Annotated in this window: 13 protein-coding genes; 6 read left to right on the top strand and 7 right to left on the bottom strand. The window is 76.1% G+C overall.

Features of this window, described 5'->3' with window-relative positions; all coding sequences use genetic code 11:
* Positions 1–34 precede the first annotated feature (34 nt).
* The 3 genes from RM844_RS11150 to RM844_RS11140 all read right to left on the bottom strand — a co-directional run bounded on the left by RM844_RS11150 (position 35) and on the right by RM844_RS11140 (position 2,933).
* Positions 35–1,492, bottom strand: a complete 1,458-nt coding sequence (locus tag RM844_RS11150) for a DHA2 family efflux MFS transporter permease subunit (protein ID WP_311666888.1) — start codon at positions 1,490–1,492, stop codon at positions 35–37.
* Positions 1,493–1,642: 150 nt separating this feature from the next.
* Positions 1,643–2,131 (bottom strand): MarR family winged helix-turn-helix transcriptional regulator, encoded by a 489-nt coding sequence (locus tag RM844_RS11145; RefSeq protein ID WP_311666887.1) that lies wholly within the window; start codon positions 2,129–2,131, stop codon positions 1,643–1,645.
* A 199-nt stretch (positions 2,132–2,330) separates the two neighbouring features.
* Positions 2,331–2,933 carry a DinB family protein gene (locus RM844_RS11140; protein WP_311666886.1) on the bottom strand — a complete coding sequence of 201 codons (603 nt, stop codon included), beginning with the start codon at positions 2,931–2,933 and terminating at the stop codon, positions 2,331–2,333.
* 244 nt (positions 2,934–3,177) lie between these two features.
* Here RM844_RS11140 and RM844_RS11135 point away from each other — a divergent pair, with 244 nt between their 5' ends.
* The 3 genes from RM844_RS11135 (at position 3,178) to RM844_RS11125 (ending at position 7,468) form a co-directional block, all read left to right on the top strand.
* Positions 3,178–5,349, top strand: a complete 2,172-nt coding sequence (locus tag RM844_RS11135; protein WP_311666885.1) for an alpha-galactosidase — start codon at positions 3,178–3,180, stop codon at positions 5,347–5,349.
* 254 nt (positions 5,350–5,603) lie between these two features.
* Complete coding sequence (locus RM844_RS11130) at positions 5,604–6,833, top strand: sensor histidine kinase (RefSeq protein ID WP_311666884.1); 1,230 nt, start codon at positions 5,604–5,606, stop codon at positions 6,831–6,833.
* Positions 6,821–7,468, top strand: coding sequence for a response regulator transcription factor (locus tag RM844_RS11125; RefSeq protein ID WP_311666883.1), 648 nt, complete (start codon positions 6,821–6,823; stop codon positions 7,466–7,468). The genes RM844_RS11130 and RM844_RS11125 overlap by 13 nt, the downstream gene beginning before the upstream one ends.
* Before the next feature lie 27 nt (positions 7,469–7,495).
* Here the strand turns inward: RM844_RS11125 and RM844_RS11120 are convergent, their stop codons facing one another.
* Positions 7,496–8,524 carry a GlxA family transcriptional regulator gene (locus RM844_RS11120; RefSeq protein ID WP_311666882.1) on the bottom strand — a complete coding sequence of 343 codons (1,029 nt, stop codon included), beginning with the start codon at positions 8,522–8,524 and terminating at the stop codon, positions 7,496–7,498.
* 71 nt (positions 8,525–8,595) lie between these two features.
* On the opposite strand from RM844_RS11120, the gene RM844_RS11115 reads away from it, so the two are divergent.
* On the top strand, positions 8,596–9,981 hold the full coding sequence (locus tag RM844_RS11115) for an MFS transporter (protein ID WP_394814479.1): 1,386 nt from the start codon (positions 8,596–8,598) through the stop codon (positions 9,979–9,981).
* Between the two features lie 57 nt (positions 9,982–10,038).
* Here RM844_RS11115 and RM844_RS11110 read toward each other — a convergent pair whose 3' ends face one another.
* Complete coding sequence (locus RM844_RS11110; RefSeq protein ID WP_311666881.1) at positions 10,039–10,797, bottom strand: TetR/AcrR family transcriptional regulator; 759 nt, start codon at positions 10,795–10,797, stop codon at positions 10,039–10,041.
* A 139-nt stretch (positions 10,798–10,936) separates the two neighbouring features.
* Between RM844_RS11110 and RM844_RS11105 the strand changes: the two genes are divergently transcribed.
* A complete protein-coding gene (locus tag RM844_RS11105; RefSeq protein ID WP_311666880.1) occupies positions 10,937–11,440 on the top strand; it encodes a nitroreductase family deazaflavin-dependent oxidoreductase in 504 nt (167 codons plus the stop codon).
* On the opposite strand, the gene RM844_RS11100 is transcribed toward RM844_RS11105, so the two are convergent.
* Positions 11,418–11,894 carry a DUF7919 family protein gene (locus tag RM844_RS11100; protein ID WP_311666879.1) on the bottom strand — a complete coding sequence of 159 codons (477 nt, stop codon included), beginning with the start codon at positions 11,892–11,894 and terminating at the stop codon, positions 11,418–11,420. The two genes, RM844_RS11105 and RM844_RS11100, sit on opposite strands and share 23 nt — an antisense overlap.
* A gap of 152 nt (positions 11,895–12,046) precedes the next feature.
* On the opposite strand from RM844_RS11100, the gene RM844_RS11095 reads away from it, so the two are divergent.
* On the top strand, positions 12,047–12,430 hold the full coding sequence (locus RM844_RS11095) for a VOC family protein (protein ID WP_311666878.1): 384 nt from the start codon (positions 12,047–12,049) through the stop codon (positions 12,428–12,430).
* 116 nt (positions 12,431–12,546) lie between these two features.
* On the opposite strand, the gene RM844_RS11090 is transcribed toward RM844_RS11095, so the two are convergent.
* Entirely contained in the window at positions 12,547–15,948 is a 3,402-nt protein-coding gene (locus RM844_RS11090) for a DUF6531 domain-containing protein (RefSeq protein ID WP_311666877.1), read from the bottom strand.
* Positions 15,949–16,076 lie beyond the last annotated feature (128 nt).

Raw genomic sequence — 16,076 nt, 5'->3', positions numbered from 1 at the left:
ACCGGGGCGGGAGCCTCGGTCGGTGACGGCGGGGTCAGCGTGGGCCGCGCCGACTTGTCTGCTGCCGCAGCAGGGTGAGCGCCAGCAGGAACGCGCCGGTCAGCAGCCCGGCCCCGACGGCGAAGGCCAACCGGTAGCCGTCGGCCAGAGCCGCCGCCCGGTCCAGCCCGGCGGCCAGCCCGGACTCGGCCCTGGTGGCCGCGAGCGTGGCGAGGACCGCGACGCCCAGCGCCATCCCCACCTGCTGGGTGGTGTTGAAGAGGCCCGAGACCAGCCCCGCGTCCCGCTCGCTCGCCTCGGACATGCCCAGCGTGGTGAGCGCTGGCAGGGCCAGTCCGAAGCCGCCGGCCAGCAGCATCAGCGGCAGCAGCCGGGTCAGGTAGTCGGCGTCGGTGGGTATGCGGGCCAGCAGCGCGAGCAGGGCGATCAACAGGAGCAACCCGGCCAGCAGCACCCGCCGCGGGCCGAACCTGGCGCTGAGCCGGGCGGAGACGCCGAGGGAGATCGCACCGATGGTGAACGCCGCGGGCAGCATCGCCAGCCCGGTGGCCAACGCGCCGTACGCCAGCACCTCCTGGAGGTAGAGCGCGAACAGCACCTGGAAGGAGAAGAGCGCGGCGACCATCAGCAGCTGCACCAGGTTGGCGCCAGCGACGGTACGGGAGCGCAGCACCCGTAGCGGCAGCAACGGGGTGGCGGCGCGGGCCTGCCGGAGGACGAAGCCGGCGAGCAGCGCCACCGCCAGGGCGCTCCAGCCGAGCGTGCTCGGCGCCGTCCAGCCCACGGCCTCCACCCGGACCACCCCGTAGATCCCGGCCACCAGCCCGGCGGTCACCAGCAGCGCGCCCAGCAGGTCGGCTCCGCCGGCCAGCCCGGAGCCGCGGTCGGCGGGCAGCACCCGGAGCGCCAGCAGGAGGGTGGCCAGGCCGATCGGGAGGTTGATGAGGAAGATCCAGTGCCAGCTGACGGCGTCGGTGAGTATCCCGCCCAGCACCTGCCCCAGCGAGGCGCCGGCGGCGCCGGTGAAGCTGAACACCGCGATGGCGCGGGCCCGTTCGGCGGGCTCGGGGAAGAGGGTGACCAGGATGCCGAGGCCGACGGCGGCGGAGAGGGCGGCCCCCACCCCCTGGAAGGCCCGGGCGGCGACCAGCAGCGCCGGACTGTTGGCCGCGCCGGCCAGCAGCGAGGCGGCGGTGAAGACGGCGGTGCCGGTGAGGAAGACCGACCGCCGTCCGAGCAGGTCGCCCAGCCGGCCGGCGAGCAGCAGCAGGCTGCCGAAGGCGATCAGGTAGGCGTTGACCACCCAGCTCAGGCCGCCGGCCGAGAAGCCCAGGTCGTGCTGGATGGCGGGCATGGCGACCGTGACCACGCTGCCGTCCAGGATCGTCATCAGGGTGCTGGCGGCCAGCACCCCGAGCGCCAACTGGCGCCGGGCGGCCGGCTGACCGGCCCTGGGGGAAGGCGGGGCGTGGTGGGCGGGAGGTGCGGACACCGGGCTCTCCTGTCTGCCGCGAACGCGTCGCGAGACCCGGGCCGCCCGGGTGGGACGGCCGGGGCCGCCCAGGTGAGGGCGACAGGAGAGACCTTAACAGATGGTTCTGTTGCGGACTATCTCTTTCGGTCTCGGATGTGTCGGATCGTTTCAGCTGGCTCGCTGGCGGGCTCGGCGGGTCGGCTGCGGGCTCTCGCTCGGGGTCTGCAGCGTGCTGGTGGCCAGCGCGCTCAACGTGCCGATCAGCGCGGCCGCCTCGGTCGGCGCGAGGCGGCTGAGCGCCTCCTGGTGCACCCGGTCCGCGACCCGCTGGCTACGCTCCGCCAGCGCCGCGCCCTTCTCGGTGACCGCGATGATCCGCGCCCGGCGGTCGGTGCTCGACGGGCGGCGCTCGGCCAGCCCCGCCTGCTCCAGCGCGTCGACGGTGACCACCATGGTCGTCTTGTCCATGTCGCCGATCTCGGCGAGCTGGATCTGGGTGCGCTCCTTCTCGGCCGCGTGCACCAACACGCAGTGCATGCGTGGGGTCAGCCCCAGCTCGGCCAGCGCGGCGGCCATCCGGGTGCGCAGCACGTGGCTCGTGTGGTCGAGGAGGTAGGAGAGGTCGGGCTCGATGCTGGTGGGCGCCATGCTGGTCATGGGTTCGAGGATAGCCATCGGACCCTGCCGGACGATCTGTGAGCGGACGATCCCGACGGGGCGCCGCACCTTCGGCCGCGCCGGCCAGCCCCGCCGCGCCGGCCAGCCCCGCCGCGCCGGCCAGCCCCGCGCCCGCGCCGTCCCGGCTACCCCGGTGTCACCCCGGGGGCCGGGCCGGGGTCAGGCCGGGGCCTCGGGGTCAGGCCCCGACGCTGCCGTCGATCGCCTCGCGCAGCAGGTCGGCGTGCCCGTTGTGGCGGGCGTACTCGTGGATCAGGTGCAGCATCACCAGCCGCAGTGACACCGGTTCGCCGGTCCTGGCGTGCGGCGCCGTGAGGTCCAGCGAGGGGGCCGCCTCCTCGATCCGGCGGGCCGCGGCCACCTCCTCCCGCCAGGCGGCGAACGCCGTCGCGCGGGTCGCCCCTTCCGCCTGGTAGGCGACCTGGAAGTCGCCGCTGTCCGACCAGACCAGCGGCACCTCCTCGCGGTTGATCGTCCGGCGGAACCAGGCCCGTTCCACCTCGGCGAGGTGGCGCACCAGGCCGAGCAGGGAGAGCGACGACGGGGGAGCGGAGCGACGGCGGAGCTGCTCGTCGGTGAGGCCCTCGCACTTCCAGGCGAGCGTGGCCCGGTGGTAGTCGAGGTACGCGCGCAGCAGTTGGCGTTCGTCGCCCACCAGCGGGGGCGCGATCCGGCCCGTCGGGTCGGGGCCGGCCGGGCCCCGGGCCGGCCGCCGCCCGTGGGAGGCCCCGCCGTCCGCCGCGTCCCCGGCGGTCGGCTGGGCGGGCTGGTCCTCGTTCATCCGGGCAGCCTACGGGGTGCGTGGCGGCCCGACGGAGACGCCGTTCCCGTTCGCGCTTGACACAGGTCAATCCACCGACAACATTTTCGCTCATGACCGAACAGCGTGCGCGCTGTTGGCCGCCGAGCATTACCACCCAAGGAGGTGCGCCCCCGTGGCGCCAGTTGAGCCCCCGTCCCTCGTACACCTGCGGGCCGCAGGTGTCAGTCTGGTCGTTGATCTCGGAGGGCCCCGCCTTCCCCGTGTGCTGCACTGGGGCTCCGACCTCGGCCCGCTCGGGGAGGCCGGCCTGGCGGGACTCGCCGCGCACACCGCGCTGCCGCCGTCCCCCGGCAACCCGGACGACCCCAACCACCCGGGCAACTGGAACATCCCGCCGGCCGTCGGCCTGCTCGCCGAGCACGGCGCCGGCTGGCAGGGCTACCCGGGCCTGCTCGGCCACCGCCCGGGCGGCACCGACTGGTCGCCGCTGCTGACCGTCGACTCGGCCGAACTGACCGTGCCGGCCGACGCGCCGGACCCCGTGGAGCTCAACGACCGGGCCGGCGCCACCGTCACCGTCCACCCCGCGCCCGCCGGCGCGCCCCGGGCGCTCCGGGTGGTCGCCAGCGACCGGGTGGCCGCGCTCGGCCTCACCATCGACCTGGAACTCACCGACTCCGGGCTGCTGCGCACCCGCGCCACCGTGCGCAACGACCACGACGAGCAGCCCTACACCCTCGACGGCCTGGGCCTGACCCTGCCGGTGCCCACCGAGGCCACCGAGCTGTTCGACCTCACCGGCCGCTGGACCCACGAGCGCTCCCCGCAGCGGCAGCCGTTCAACGTGGGCTCCTGGGTGCGCGAGACCCGCCGCGGCCGGCCGGGCCACGACGCCCCGCTGCTGCTCGCCCTCGGCACCCGGGACTTCGGCTTCCGGCACGGCGAGATCTGGGCCCTGCACCTGGCCTGGAGCGGCAACCACCGGCTGTGGGCCGACCGGCTGCCCACCGGGCAGGCCGTCTTCGGCGGCGGCGAACTGCCGATGCCCGGCGAGATCACCCTCATCCCGGGCGCCGACTACACCTCCCCCTGGCTCTACGCCAGCCACAGCGACCACGGCTTCGACGGCCTCAGCGCCCGCTTCCACGACCAGCTGCGGGCCCGGCCGCACCACCCGACCAAGCCCAGGCCGGTCGTCCTCAACACCTGGGAGGCCGTCTACTTCGACCACGACCTGACCAAGCTCAAGGAGCTGGCCGACCGGGGTGCCGAGGTCGGCGTCGAGCGCTACGTCCTGGACGACGGCTGGTTCCTCGGCCGTCGCCACGACGGCGCCGGCCTCGGCGACTGGTACGTGGACGAGACGGTCTGGCCGGACGGGCTGCACCCGCTGGTCGACCATGTCCGGGGCCTGGGGATGGAGTTCGGCCTGTGGGTCGAGCCGGAGATGATCAATCCCAACTCCCGGCTGGCCGAGGCCCACCCCGAGTGGATCCTGGCCACCGGCGGCCGGCTGCCCGGCGAACTCCGCGGCCAGCAGGTGCTCGACCTCACCCACCCCGAGGCGTACGCCTACGTCCACGAGCGGCTGGACGCGCTGCTCACCGAGTACGACATCAGCTACCTGAAGTGGGACCACAACCGCGAGCTGGGCGACGCCGGCCACTCGCCGGACGGGGCCGCCGCCGTGCGCGGCCAGACGCTGGCCGTCTACCGGCTCCTGGACCAGCTGCGGGCCGCCCACCCGGGGCTGGAGATCGAGTCCTGCTCAGGCGGCGGCGCCCGGGTGGACCTGGGCATCCTGGAGCACACCGACCGGGTCTGGGGCAGCGACTGCATCGACGCCCTGGAACGGCAGCAGATCAACCGCTGGACGATGGCGCTGCTGCCGCCCGAGCTGGTCGGCTCGCACGTCGGCTCGCCCCGTTCGCACACCACCGGGCGCACCCACGACCTGTCCTTCCGGGCCGGGACCGCGCTCTTCGGCCACTTCGGCATCGAGTGGGACATCACCCGGGCCACCGACGAGGAACGCGCCGAGCTGGCCGGCTGGGTCGCGCAGTACAAGCGGCTGCGCGGCCTGCTGCACGGCGGCCGGATGGTCCGCGCCGACCACCAGGACCCGGCGCTGTGGGTGCACGGCGTCGTCGCCCGCGACCAGGCGGAGGCGGTCTTCGCGCTGGTCGCCGTCGGTGCCCCGGAGACCTCGCCGCACGCGCGGGTGCGGCTGCCCGGGCTGGACCCGGACGCCAGCTACCGGCTGGACGTGCTGCCGCCCGGCACGGAGAGCCCCGGCCTGTGGCGGGGCCGCCCGCGCTGGCTCACCGAGGAGGGGGCCGGCGGCCTGCGCGGCAGTGTGCTGGAGCGGGTCGGTCTGCAGATCCCGGCGGTGCACCCGGAGCAGGCGGTGCTGTTCCACCTCACCCGGGAGTGACCCGGGCCCGCGCGGGCCGTGACCCCGGGTCGGGCCCGCGCGGGGCGGTGCCGCGTGAGGTGGTGCCCCGCGGGTCCGTGCCGCGGTGTCCGGTGCCGGGCGGGCCCAACACCGGACCGGTGACGGGCCGCTGACCAGCGGCCGGTGGGTGGGTCCCGGGGGGCGGGCCTCCCGGGTCCACACCAGCTGGCGGGGCCGCGAAGACTACAGCCTGCTGTACTGTGCGCGGGCCGCCGGTGCCGCAGACTGGGGCCGTGCGTGGGAAGATCCTGGGGCGGGACGCCCGTTACGCGTTGGTGGGGCTGCCCTCGGCGATCGCCACGATCCTGGTGCTGCCGGTGTTGCTGGTGGGCCTCCTCAGCGTCGTGCTCGGCGGCCTCGGCCTGCTGGTGCTGCCCCGGTTGGTGCTCGGCCTCTGCCGATGGGCCGAGCTGCACCGACGGCGCGCGGCACGGGTCCTGGGGGAGTCGGTCGAGCCGCGGCGGGCCGTCCTGCCGAGCGGGGTGGCCGCGCAGTGGCGTTGGTTGGCCCGGGAGCCGGCGGTGCGCCGGGCGCTGCGCTGGGTGCCGCGGTTCGTCGGCACGGGCCTGCCACTGGGGCTCCTCGGACTGCTCTGCTTCGGTGGCCTGGCCGGCACGGCGGTCGTGGTGCCGCTCTGGCCGCTGCTGCCGGAGGGAGAGGCCAGCCTGCTGGGGCTGCCGGCCGAGGGGTGGGGTTCGGCGCTGCTGTTGGGCGCCGTGCAGTTCGCGCTGCTCGCCGCGCTCGCCCGCTGGGTGCTGCCGCCCTTCATACGCTGGCAGGCGCGGGACTGCCTGGCCGCGCTCGCGCCCTCGGCCGAGGAGCGCCTCGCGGAGCGGGTCGGCGAGTTGACCGAGAGCCGGGCCGGGGTGGTGGACGCGCACGGCGCCGAGCTGCGCCGTATCGAGCGGGATCTGCACGACGGGGCGCAGGCCAGGCTGGTCGCCATCGCCATGCGGCTCGGCGTGGCCAGGGAGGAGCTGCCGGACGACTCGGGCGCCCTGGCCCGGCTGCTGAGGGAGGCTCAGGAGGGCGCCGAGGAGGCGATGGTGGAGCTGCGTCAGGTGATCCGCTCGATGTACCCGCCGATCCTCGCCGACCGTGGCCTGGCGGGGGCCCTGGCCTCGGTCGCCTCCGGGGCGCCGGTGCCCACCCGGCTCGACCTGGCGGAGCTGGGCCGGGTGCCGGCCGCGGTGGAGGCCGCCGCCTACTTCGTGGTCACCGAGAGCCTCACCAATGTCGCCAAGCACAGCGGTGCCGAGCGGGCGGAGGTCCGGCTGGCCCGGACGGCGGATCGGCTGCGGGTGACCGTCGAGGACAACGGCCGCGGCGGGGTGGACGAGGGGCGCGGCTCCGGGGTGGTCGGGATACGCCGCCGGGTGGCCGCGCTCGACGGGACGGTGGAGGTGCGCAGTCCGGTCGGCGGCCCGACCGTGCTGCGGGTGGAGCTGCCGTGCGGGTCGTGATCGCCGAGGACAACGTGCTGCTCTCCGCCGGGCTCCAGCTGGTTCTGGAGACCCGGGGCGTCGAGGTGGCCGCCGTGGTGCCGGACGCCCCCGGGCTGCTGGCCGCCGTCGCGGAGCAGCGCCCCGACGCGGTGCTCGCCGACGTCCGGCTGCCGCCGTCGTTCCGCGACGAGGGGATCCGGGCCGCGCTCGAACTCCGCGCCCGCCAGCCGGGCCTGCCCATTCTGGTGCTCTCCCAGTACGTGGAGAAGGTCTACGCCCGGGAGCTGTTGGCCAGCGGCACCGGTGGGGTCGGCTACCTGCTGAAGGACCGGGTGAGCCGGGTCGGCGAGTTCCTCGACGCGCTGCGTCGGGTGGCCGACGGCGGCACCGTGATGGACCCGGAGGTGGTCAGCCAGCTGCTGGCGAGCGGTCGGGCCGATCCGGTCCAACGCCTCACCCCCAGGGAGCGGGAGGTGCTGACGCTGATGGCGCAGGGCCTGGCCAACCAGGAGATCGGCGAGCGGCTGGTGGTCACGGACAACGCCGTGCAGAAGCACATCGGGAACATCTTCGCCAAGCTCGGCCTGCCGGCGACCGACGGTGGCCACCGGCGGGTGCTGGCCGTGCTGACCTTCCTGGACAGCCAGCGCTGAGCCCGGCCGGGGGCGTGGCCCGGCCGTTCAGGGCCGGCCCCGGAAGGTGGCGCGATAGGCGCTGGGGGAGACGCCGAGCGCCGCGTGGAAGTGCTGCCGCAGGTTGGCGGCGCTGCCCAGGCCGGTCCGCTCGGCCACCCGGTCCACGGACAGCTCGGTCTCCTCCAGCAACTCCCGTGCGAAGTGCACCCGTTGTCGGGTCAGCCAGGTGATCGGCGACATCCCCACCTCGACCCGGAACCGGCGGGTGAAGTTGCGCACGCTCATCGCCTCGCGCTCGGCCAGCATGGCCAGGGTGAGCGGCTCGCCCAGCCGGCGCAGCGCCCAGTCCCGGGCGGTGGCCGTGCCGGGTGACGCGGGCTGGGGCACCGGCTCCCGGATGTACTGCGTCTGTCCGCCCTCCCGGTGCGGCGGCACCACGGTGCGGCGCGCCACGTCGTTGGCCACCGCCATGCCGTGGTCGCGGCGGATCATGTGCAGGCACAGGTCCAGGCCGGCCGCGCAGCCGGCCGAGGTCAGCACGTCGCCGCCGTCGGTGTAGAGCACGTCGCGGTCCAGGGTGACCCGGGGGAAGAGCCGGGCGAAGGTGTCGGAGTGCCGCCAGTGGGTGGTCGCCGTGCGTCCGTCGAGCAACCCCGCCGAGGCCAGCACGAAGGCCCCGGTGCAGATGGACGCCACCCGGGTGCCCGGCCGCAGGTGGGACAGGGCGCGGGCCAGTGGGGCGGTCAGCGTCGGCCGGTCCTGGACGTAGTCCTCCGGCGAGGAGAGCACCAGCGCGGTGTCCGCCTCGGCGAGGGCCTCAGGGCCGCGCCGGACGGCGATGGTGAAGTCGCCGTCGGTGGGGATGTCGCCGGGCTCGGGCACGCAGGTCAGCACCTCGTAGAGCGGCTCGCCGGTCACCGAGCCACCGGCTCTGGCCTGGCCGAACAGCTGGTGGACGATGCCCAGTTCGATGCTGAGCAGGTGTTGCCTGGCGAGCACCACGACCCGGTGCCGGCGGCCCGGGAGCGCCGCGGCGGCGCCGCCGGCCGTCAGCGGGGTGGAGGGAACGGTCATGGCCCGATTATTGCGCGGTTGGTCCTTCCGGCCACTGGGGGTCGGGTGGTCGTGGTCGCCAGGCTGGGGCCATGACCTGCCGAACGAGCGATCCGAGCGCGCCGCCCGCCCCGCCAGCCCAGCCCGGGAGGGGCTCGGGCCCGCCGTGCCGCGCGGTGGCCCGCTCCCGGCGCCGGCCGCACCCGGCCTGGGGCATCGCCGCCGTGGCCGCCGTCGCCATCGTGACGGCCGGTGCCTTCTCCACCGTGCCCGGCCTGCTGGTGACCCCGCTGCACGAGGGGTACGGCTGGGACCGCGGCCAGATCGCGCTGGCCACCGCCGTCAACATGGTGCTCTACGGGCTGACGGCGCCGTTCGCCGCCGCGGCGATGGACCGGTTCGGGGTCCGCCGCGTGGTGCTGGTGGCACTCTCGCTGGTCAGCGTCGGGGCGCTGCTCACCTCGGTGATGACCGCTGCCTGGCAACTGACGCTCTACTGGGGCGTGTTGGTCGGCATCGGCACCGGCAGCCTGACCATGACCTTCGCGGCGACGGTCAGCGCCCACTGGTTCCACCGCCGGCGCGGGTTGGTGGCCGGCGGGCTCGGCGCGGCCAGCCACCTGGGCCAGCTGCTCTTCCTGCCGCTGCTCGCCTCGGCGGTGGAGCGGTACGGCTGGCGGCCACCGGTGGTGACGCTGGCGCTGGCCGGGCTGGTGGTCGCGGCGCTGGTCACGTTGGCGCTGCGCGACCACCCGGCGGACCGGGGTGTCGCGCCCTACGGGGCCCGGGTCCCGGTCCCCAAGCCGCCGCCGGCCAGGGGCGCGGCGGCCCGGGGCGTGCGGGTGCTCGGCCGGGCCGCCCGCACCGGTCCGTTCTGGCTGCTGGCCGGCATGTACGCGATCTGCGGTGCCACCACCAACGGGATCATGTGGTCCAACTGGATGCCGGCCGCGCACGACCACGGTCTCGGGGCCACGGTGGCGGCCTCGATGCTCTCGCTGATCGGCGTCTTCTCCGCGCTGGGGGCGCTGGCCTCCGGGTGGTTGACGGACCGGCTGGACCCGCGTCGCCTGTTGGCCGGCTACTTCACGGTGCGGGCGTTGACGCTGCTGGCGCTGCCGCAGGCGTTGGCAGCCGGCGCCGGCCCTGAGCTGCTGGCGTTCACCCTGGTCTACGGCCTGGTGGACGTGGCCACCGTGCCGCCGGTGATCACCCTGGCCAACGAGCGGTTCGGCGCCGAGGGGCCGGTCGTCTTCGGCTGGATCACCGCGGCGCACCAACTGGGCGCCGGCGTCGCGGCCTTCGCGGCGGCCGCCGCCCGGGACCTGCTGGGCGGCTACACGCTGGTGTGGTTGGTGCTGAGCGCGGTGTGCCTGGTCGCGGTGCCGCTGGCCCTGGTCCTGGTCCCGCCCGCCGCCACTGACGCCGCCACTGACGCCGCCACCGACGACGCCACCGTCGCGCCCGCCGCCGGTTGACCGGGCCGCCGGGCGCGGTCGGCTCGGGGCGCGGCCGGGTGCGGTCGGCCGGCCGGCTCAGCCGGCGGGGCTCGCCGCTCCGCCGTCGGCGCCCGCCGACGGGGCGGGGCGCAGGCCGACGGACCGGGCCAGCCGGGTGACCGTGTGCGCGAAGAAGGCCCGGCGGGCCGGGAGGACGTCGCCGAACTGGCCGAAGATCTCGAAGCTCAGCAGCCCGAGGAGTTGGGCCCAGGCGCCGATCAGCGCGGCCACGGACGCCTCGGACAGCTCGGGCGCGTGTTCGGGGATCACCGGGGCGATGTCGGCCAGCACCTCGGGCGGCGCCGGCTCGCCCTCGGGCGGGCCCAGCCGGCCGGCCCGTTGCGCGGCGGTGGCGACGGCGACCAGGGCCAGGGGGAGCCGCACGCCGGGTCCTGAGGTGTCATCGGGGGCGGCGTAGCCGGGCACCGGGGTGCCGTAGATCAGGGCGTACTCGTGGGGGTGCGCCACCGCCCAGTCCCGGGCGGCGTGGCAGACGGCGGTCCAGCGTTCGACCGGGTCCCGGTCGTGGCCGGCGGCCAACGCCTGCTCCACGGCGTCGCCCAGGGCGTTGTAGGCGTCCACGATCAGCGCGGTCAGCAGGTCGTCCCGGCCGGGGAAGTAGCGGTAGAGCGCCGAGGAGACCATGCCCAGCTCGCGGGCGACGGCGCGCAGCGAGAGCTTGCTGGCGCCCTCGGCGGCCAGTTGGCGGCAGGCCTCCTCCTTGATCGCCTGGGTCACCTCCGCACGGGCCCGCTCGCGGGCCGTGCGGAGGGTGGTGGTGCGGGGGGCAGTCATGGCGTGCAGTCTGCCAGAGATTGGATCGGTGACCATCAAAGAGAGCGGTGCTCTTGCTTTTGCTCTCGCCTCCTGTCACTGTTGCTCACAAGTCAGAGCAGTGCTCACATTTCCTGGTTCGGTCCACCCGGAGGTTCCCGTGTCCACCCAGCAGAACGTCACCGATCCCGCCCCCCGGCGCCCCCGGCCCTATGTCCGGCGTCCCGACTGGGTCGCCCGCCGGCTCGCGAACCCGCTGGTCTCCGCGCTGCACCGGCTCGGCCTCGGGGTCGGCGGCTCGCGGCAACTCGTGGTGCGCGGGCGGAAGTCCGGCACGGACCGGCGCGCCCCCGTCAACCTGCTGGTGGTCGAGGGCCGGTACTACCTGGTCGCCCCCCGCGGCCACGTGCAGTGGACGCACAACCTGCGGGCCGCCGGCGAGGGCCGGCTGCGGCTCGGCCGGCGGGAGAACGCCTTCACCGCCGTCGAGGTCGCCGAGGCGGCCCGGCCGGAGCTGCTCCGCGCCTACCTCAAGCGGTGGCAGCCGCAGGTCGGCGCCTACTTCCGGGGCGTCACCCGGGACTCGACGGACGCCGAACTGCGCGCGGTGGCCGCCGACCACCCGGTCTTCGAGCTGACGTTCAGCGCCGGAAGCCGGCCCTGACCTCCGCCTCGGGCGCCGGCCCGCCGGCCGAGGCCCTGGCGTCCAACACGGCCCTGACGAACTCCTCCGGCGGCCGGTAGCGGTGCCGGGTCACATAGTGGTGGACCAGGGACGGCGCGATCAGCCAGGTGCCGTCGGCCGTCACCGCGACCACCTCCGCGTTGCCCAGCGGCACCGACCGCCCGGCCACCTCGATCCGGACCGGCCGCCGTGGCTCCGCGATCCGGTGGGCCAGACCGCAGGGGTGGAAACGCCGGGTCTCCGCCCGCCGCCCGTCCCGGCAGAGCAGCGCCAGCGCGGCCACGAACGCGTCGTGATCCTGCGGCGTCTGGCCCCGGCCGTAGCGGGGGAAGCGCCTAGTCCAGGAGAGCCAGCCCACGTTCAGCGCCCTGACCCCGGCGGGCACGCTGTCGGGGGCGCGGGTGTAGGGGGAGAGGTCCGCGTAGTAGGTCAAGGGATTCCTCCTCCGGCGATCGGAAGGCGACCCTAGCGCCGAGGACCGCGCTCCGCACGCGCCGTGCCCGGCCGCCACGGAACCCACCCCGACCGGTCACCGTCCGGCGGAACGCTGGTCACCGGCGCGCCGCCTGGGGTAAGGGGAGGGGCATGACGACGACCGACCCGAGCGCCCTCACTCTCACCGGCGTGGTGCTCGACGCGCCCGTGGCCGGGGAACTGGCCGACTTCTACCGGCGGCTGCTCGGCTGGGAGACGGCGGACGACGAGCCGGACTGGGTGCGCCTGGTGCCGCCCGGCGGCGGCACCGCCCTGTCCTTCCAGAGCGAGCCCGACTACGTGCCGCCGGTCTGGCCCAGCACGCCGACGCGGCAACAGCTGATGCTGCACCTGGACTTCCGGGTGCCCGACCTGGCGGCGGCCACCGCCCACGCGCTGGCCGCCGGCGCCACCCTGGCCGACCGGCAGCCGCAGGACGACGTACGGGTGCTGTTGGACCCAGCGGGCCACCCGTTCTGCCTCTGGACCGACTGACCACGCCGCCCGCCCGTGCCGCCGCCCGCGCCCTCCCCCGCGCCGCGCCCTCCCCCGCGCCGCGCCCTCCCCCGCACCGCGCCAGCGGCGCGCGGGCCCCGGCGCGCGCCCCGGCCTCAGACGGGACGCGGGGGCGGGGTGAACGGGGCGGCCGGGTCGGCGACCGGGCTGAGGTAGCGGGCGTCCGCCGGGTCGTAGTAGCGGTGGCCGTGCCGGAAGTCGTAGAACAGGCCGGTCTCCTCGTCGTAGAGCTGGCCGGGGAAGCCCAGCGGGCAGTGCGCGGTGTCCGAACCCTGCCCGGTCGGCGCGCCCCAGGGCGTGGCCCGGCGCCGCCAGACCACGTCCCCGCGCTCGTCGACCAACTCGGTCGGGGTGCCCGCCGGATCGGTGACCAGCGCGTACCCGCGACCGCCCGACTCCGTCTGCACCAGCGGCCGCCGGTGGTCGTCCGGCGCCCAGTGCCAGCTGGTCACCGAGCCGTCCGGCTCGGTCCGCGCCACCGGCAGCCCGCCCGACCAGTCCGTCAGCGAACGTTCGCGCACCTCGCCGAACTCGTCCAGCAGGTGCTTGGCCACCCGCCGGCCGAGCGGGTCGTGGACGTAGTGCCAGTGCCGGCCGTCCGGCATCACCACGTCCGTCAGCCGGTCCAGCGCGTCCCAGGTGTAGTGGCAGGTGCCGACCGCGCCGGACGGCAGCTTCCTGGTCACCGAGACCACCCGCCCCCGCGCGTCCTGCCGCCAGGCGGCCCCCGAGGCGTCGGCGACCAGCAGCGGGCCGGCGAACTCCCGCTCCGGGCCGGCCAACTGGCCCAACCGGTCGTAGTGGAAGGAGACCTCGCCGGCCGACTCCCGCACCCACAGCGGCCGCCCGGCGGCATCCCGCCGGTAGGCCACCGCACCGGTCACCTCGTCCGTGCTGCCGGTCAGCGCGCCGTCCGCCCGGTAGGTCCAGCCGCGCCGGCGCGCGGTGCCGGCCAGCAGGATCTGCTCGGTCAGCCGTCCGTCCGCGTCCCAGCTCTGCCGCAGCGCCTCCGCGCCGTCGATCCGCCGCGCCACCTCGCGCCCGTCCGGGTCCAGCTCCAGCGCCACCCGGTGCCCCTCGGCGGTCAACCCGACCAGCCGGCCCGCCGGGTCGTACGCGTAGCGCGTCTCGGCGCCGGACGGCAACCGACGCCGCACCGGGCGGCCCGCCGCGTCCCGCTCTGTCACCACCGTACGGTCGTTGACCGTCTCGGCCAGCACCGCGCCGGCCCCGTCCCGCTCCACGGTCAGCCGGGCCTCGCTGCTCTCCGCCCAGCTCAGCCGGCCCACCGGGTCCCAGCCGAAGCGGTCCAGGCCGGCCTCGGTGCGCCGCTCGGTGACCCGGCCCCGGGCGTCCAGGCGCAGCGAGACCCGCTGCCCGGCGCCGTTGGTCCAGCCCACGCACTGCCCCGCCGCGTCGTGCCGGAGCCGGAGCGGGCGCTCGCCGACGTCCGCCATCTCGGTGAGCCGGCCGGCCGCGTCGTGCGCGTACTCCCACTCCCGGCCGGCCGGATCGGTGACCTGGATCAGCCGCAGCTCCGCGTCGTGCCGGTAGCTCAGCGTGCCGCCGTCCGGGCGGACCAGGGTGCGACAGACCCCCAGCGGGCCGCGCGCCCACTCGGTGGTCGCGCCGGCCGGGTCGGTGTGGGACAGCGGCCGGCCCAGCGGGTCGCGCCGCCAGCGGTGCGCCGCGCCGGACGGCTCGGTGACCGAGGCGAGCCGGCCGACCGCGTCCCGCTCCAACCGCCGCTGCCCGCCCCGTGGTCCGGTGATCCGCACCACGGCGCCCCGCTCGTCCCGGGTCAGCCGGGTGACCTCCCCGGCCGGGTCGGTGACCGTCAGCGGCAGGCCGGCCCGGTCGCAGGCGTAGCGCCACCGCGCGCCCAGCGCGTCGGTGACGGCGGCCAGGCCGCCGCCCGCGTGGTAGTCCAGCCGGACGGTCCGGCCGTCCGGCGTGGTCACCGCCGTGACGTCGCCGTGCGCGTCCCTGGTCAGCTCGGTGCGGGCGCCGTCCTCCGCGGTGAGCCGCACCGGCCGGCCGTGCTCGTCCGACTCCACGGTGCGGCGGGTGCCGTCGGGCCAGATCGTCTCGGTGCGGTGGCCGAGCGGGTCGTGGCGGTGCTCCGTGGTCCGGCCCAGGGCGTCGGTGCGGACGTGCGACCGGCCGTCGGCTTCGGTGGCGTACCTGGTCACCTGGCCCAACGGGTCGGTCAGTGCGGCCAGTCGGCCGGCCGGGTCCCGCTCGAAGAGCCAGCGGTGCCCCAACGCGTCGGTGACCGTGGTGTGCCGACCCTCGTGGACGAGCAGCCGGGAGCGGAACCCGCGCGGGCCGGCCACCGCCGTGACCCGGCCCGCCGGGTCGTGGCGGTACCGGAAGACGTCGCCGGCCCGGTCGCGGAACTCGACGATCGCCCGGTTCCCGTCGTAGACGTAGCCCTCGACCGAGCCGGCGGCGTCCTCGACCTCCGTCAGGTTGCCGGCGTGGTCGTAGCGGCAGCGCAACAGCGCCGGTCGGGCGGCGGCGCTGAGCAGCCGCACCTCGACGATCCGGCCGGCCGCGTCGCTGTCGATCCCCAGTCGGTAGCCGCCGCTGTGAGTGACCTCGGTCAGTCGGCCCCGCGCGTCATGCCGCAGGTCCAGCGCGTTGCCCCGGCTGTCCACGACGGCCACCAACGGCAGCTCGGCCCCGGAGCCGCCGGCCAGCGGACGGAACCGCAGGGTCAGACCGAGGTCGGGGCGGCGCACGCTGATCGCCCCGCCGGGGGTGCCGTCCCAGACCAGCGGCCAGCGCGGGCCGCGGAGTGGCAGCGCGGGGGGCGCGGCCGGCCCGGGCGGGCCGGAACCGGCCGCCGGCGCCGGGTAGTCGAGCAGGCCGCCGGTCTCGGTGACCAGCCGCACGGAGCTGTCCCTGAGCAGCAGCCGCTGGTCCAGGTTGGAGGCCCAGGCCAGGCCGAAGGCGCGGCCGGCCCGGGTCCGGCCGCGGTGGTGGCGGGCCAGCACCAGCGGCAGCACGCCGGGCAGGCGCAGGTCCTCGACGGCCAGCCGGAGCCGGGCCCGCACCGGGTCGACGCCGTCCGGCCCGGGCACCGGCCAGCCTTCGGGCCCGGCGGCCAGGCCCGGGGCGGGGTCCGCCCAGGGGGCCGCCTCGGGCGGGGGGTGCGCCGCCGGTCGTGGCGCCGACCCGGCCGACGGTCCGTCCCAGGGCCCGGTCCAGGGCTGTGCCCAGGGCTCCGTCCACGGCTGGGCCCACGGCTCGGGCCAGCCGTCGACGGCCTGGGCGGGCGGGGCGAGAGCCTGGTCGGGCGGCGGCTGGCCGAGCCGGGGGCGCCCCGAAACGGGGTCGATCGGGCCGAGCCAGGGGCCCTGCCAGCCGGCGTCCGGCTCGGTACAGGCGGGCGTCGCGACCCCAGGCGGCGCCCCGGGCGGCATCCGGTGTGCTGCCGCACGGCGCGGCGAACTGCCGTACGGGGGCGCCCCGTCCAGCGGCGACCCGGTCATGGTGCTTCTCGACCTCCCCTGGCCACCCGGCGGGACTGCCGTGGCGCGGCCTCTCGTGCTCACCGACCGTAAGGCGACAGGGGAAGGTGTTCAACAGCGGTCCGTACTGTGCAGGTTCGCTGCTAAGG

Source organism: Streptomyces chisholmiae, assembly GCF_031845445.1.
Classification (GTDB): domain Bacteria; phylum Actinomycetota; class Actinomycetes; order Streptomycetales; family Streptomycetaceae; genus Streptomyces; species Streptomyces chisholmiae.
The sequence above is the reverse complement of the archived record's forward strand: the minus strand, read 5'-3'. Positions and strand labels throughout refer to the sequence as shown.

What these genes read in the sequence shown, in the direction of transcription:
- RM844_RS11120 (WP_311666882.1), bottom strand. Translation starts at nt 8,524, where the DNA reads ATGACCGTTCCCTCCACCCCGCTGACGGCCGGCGGCGCCGCCGCGGCG.
- RM844_RS11110 (WP_311666881.1), bottom strand. Translation starts at nt 10,797, where the DNA reads ATGACTGCCCCCCGCACCACCACCCTCCGCACGGCCCGCGAGCGGGCC.
- RM844_RS11090 (WP_311666877.1), bottom strand. Translation starts at nt 15,948, where the DNA reads ATGACCGGGTCGCCGCTGGACGGGGCGCCCCCGTACGGCAGTTCGCCG.
- RM844_RS11115 (WP_394814479.1), top strand. Translation starts at nt 8,596, where the DNA reads ATGACCTGCCGAACGAGCGATCCGAGCGCGCCGCCCGCCCCGCCAGCC.
- RM844_RS11140 (WP_311666886.1), bottom strand. Translation starts at nt 2,933, where the DNA reads ATGAACGAGGACCAGCCCGCCCAGCCGACCGCCGGGGACGCGGCGGAC.
- RM844_RS11145 (WP_311666887.1), bottom strand. Translation starts at nt 2,131, where the DNA reads ATGACCAGCATGGCGCCCACCAGCATCGAGCCCGACCTCTCCTACCTC.
- RM844_RS11095 (WP_311666878.1), top strand. Translation starts at nt 12,047, where the DNA reads ATGACGACGACCGACCCGAGCGCCCTCACTCTCACCGGCGTGGTGCTC.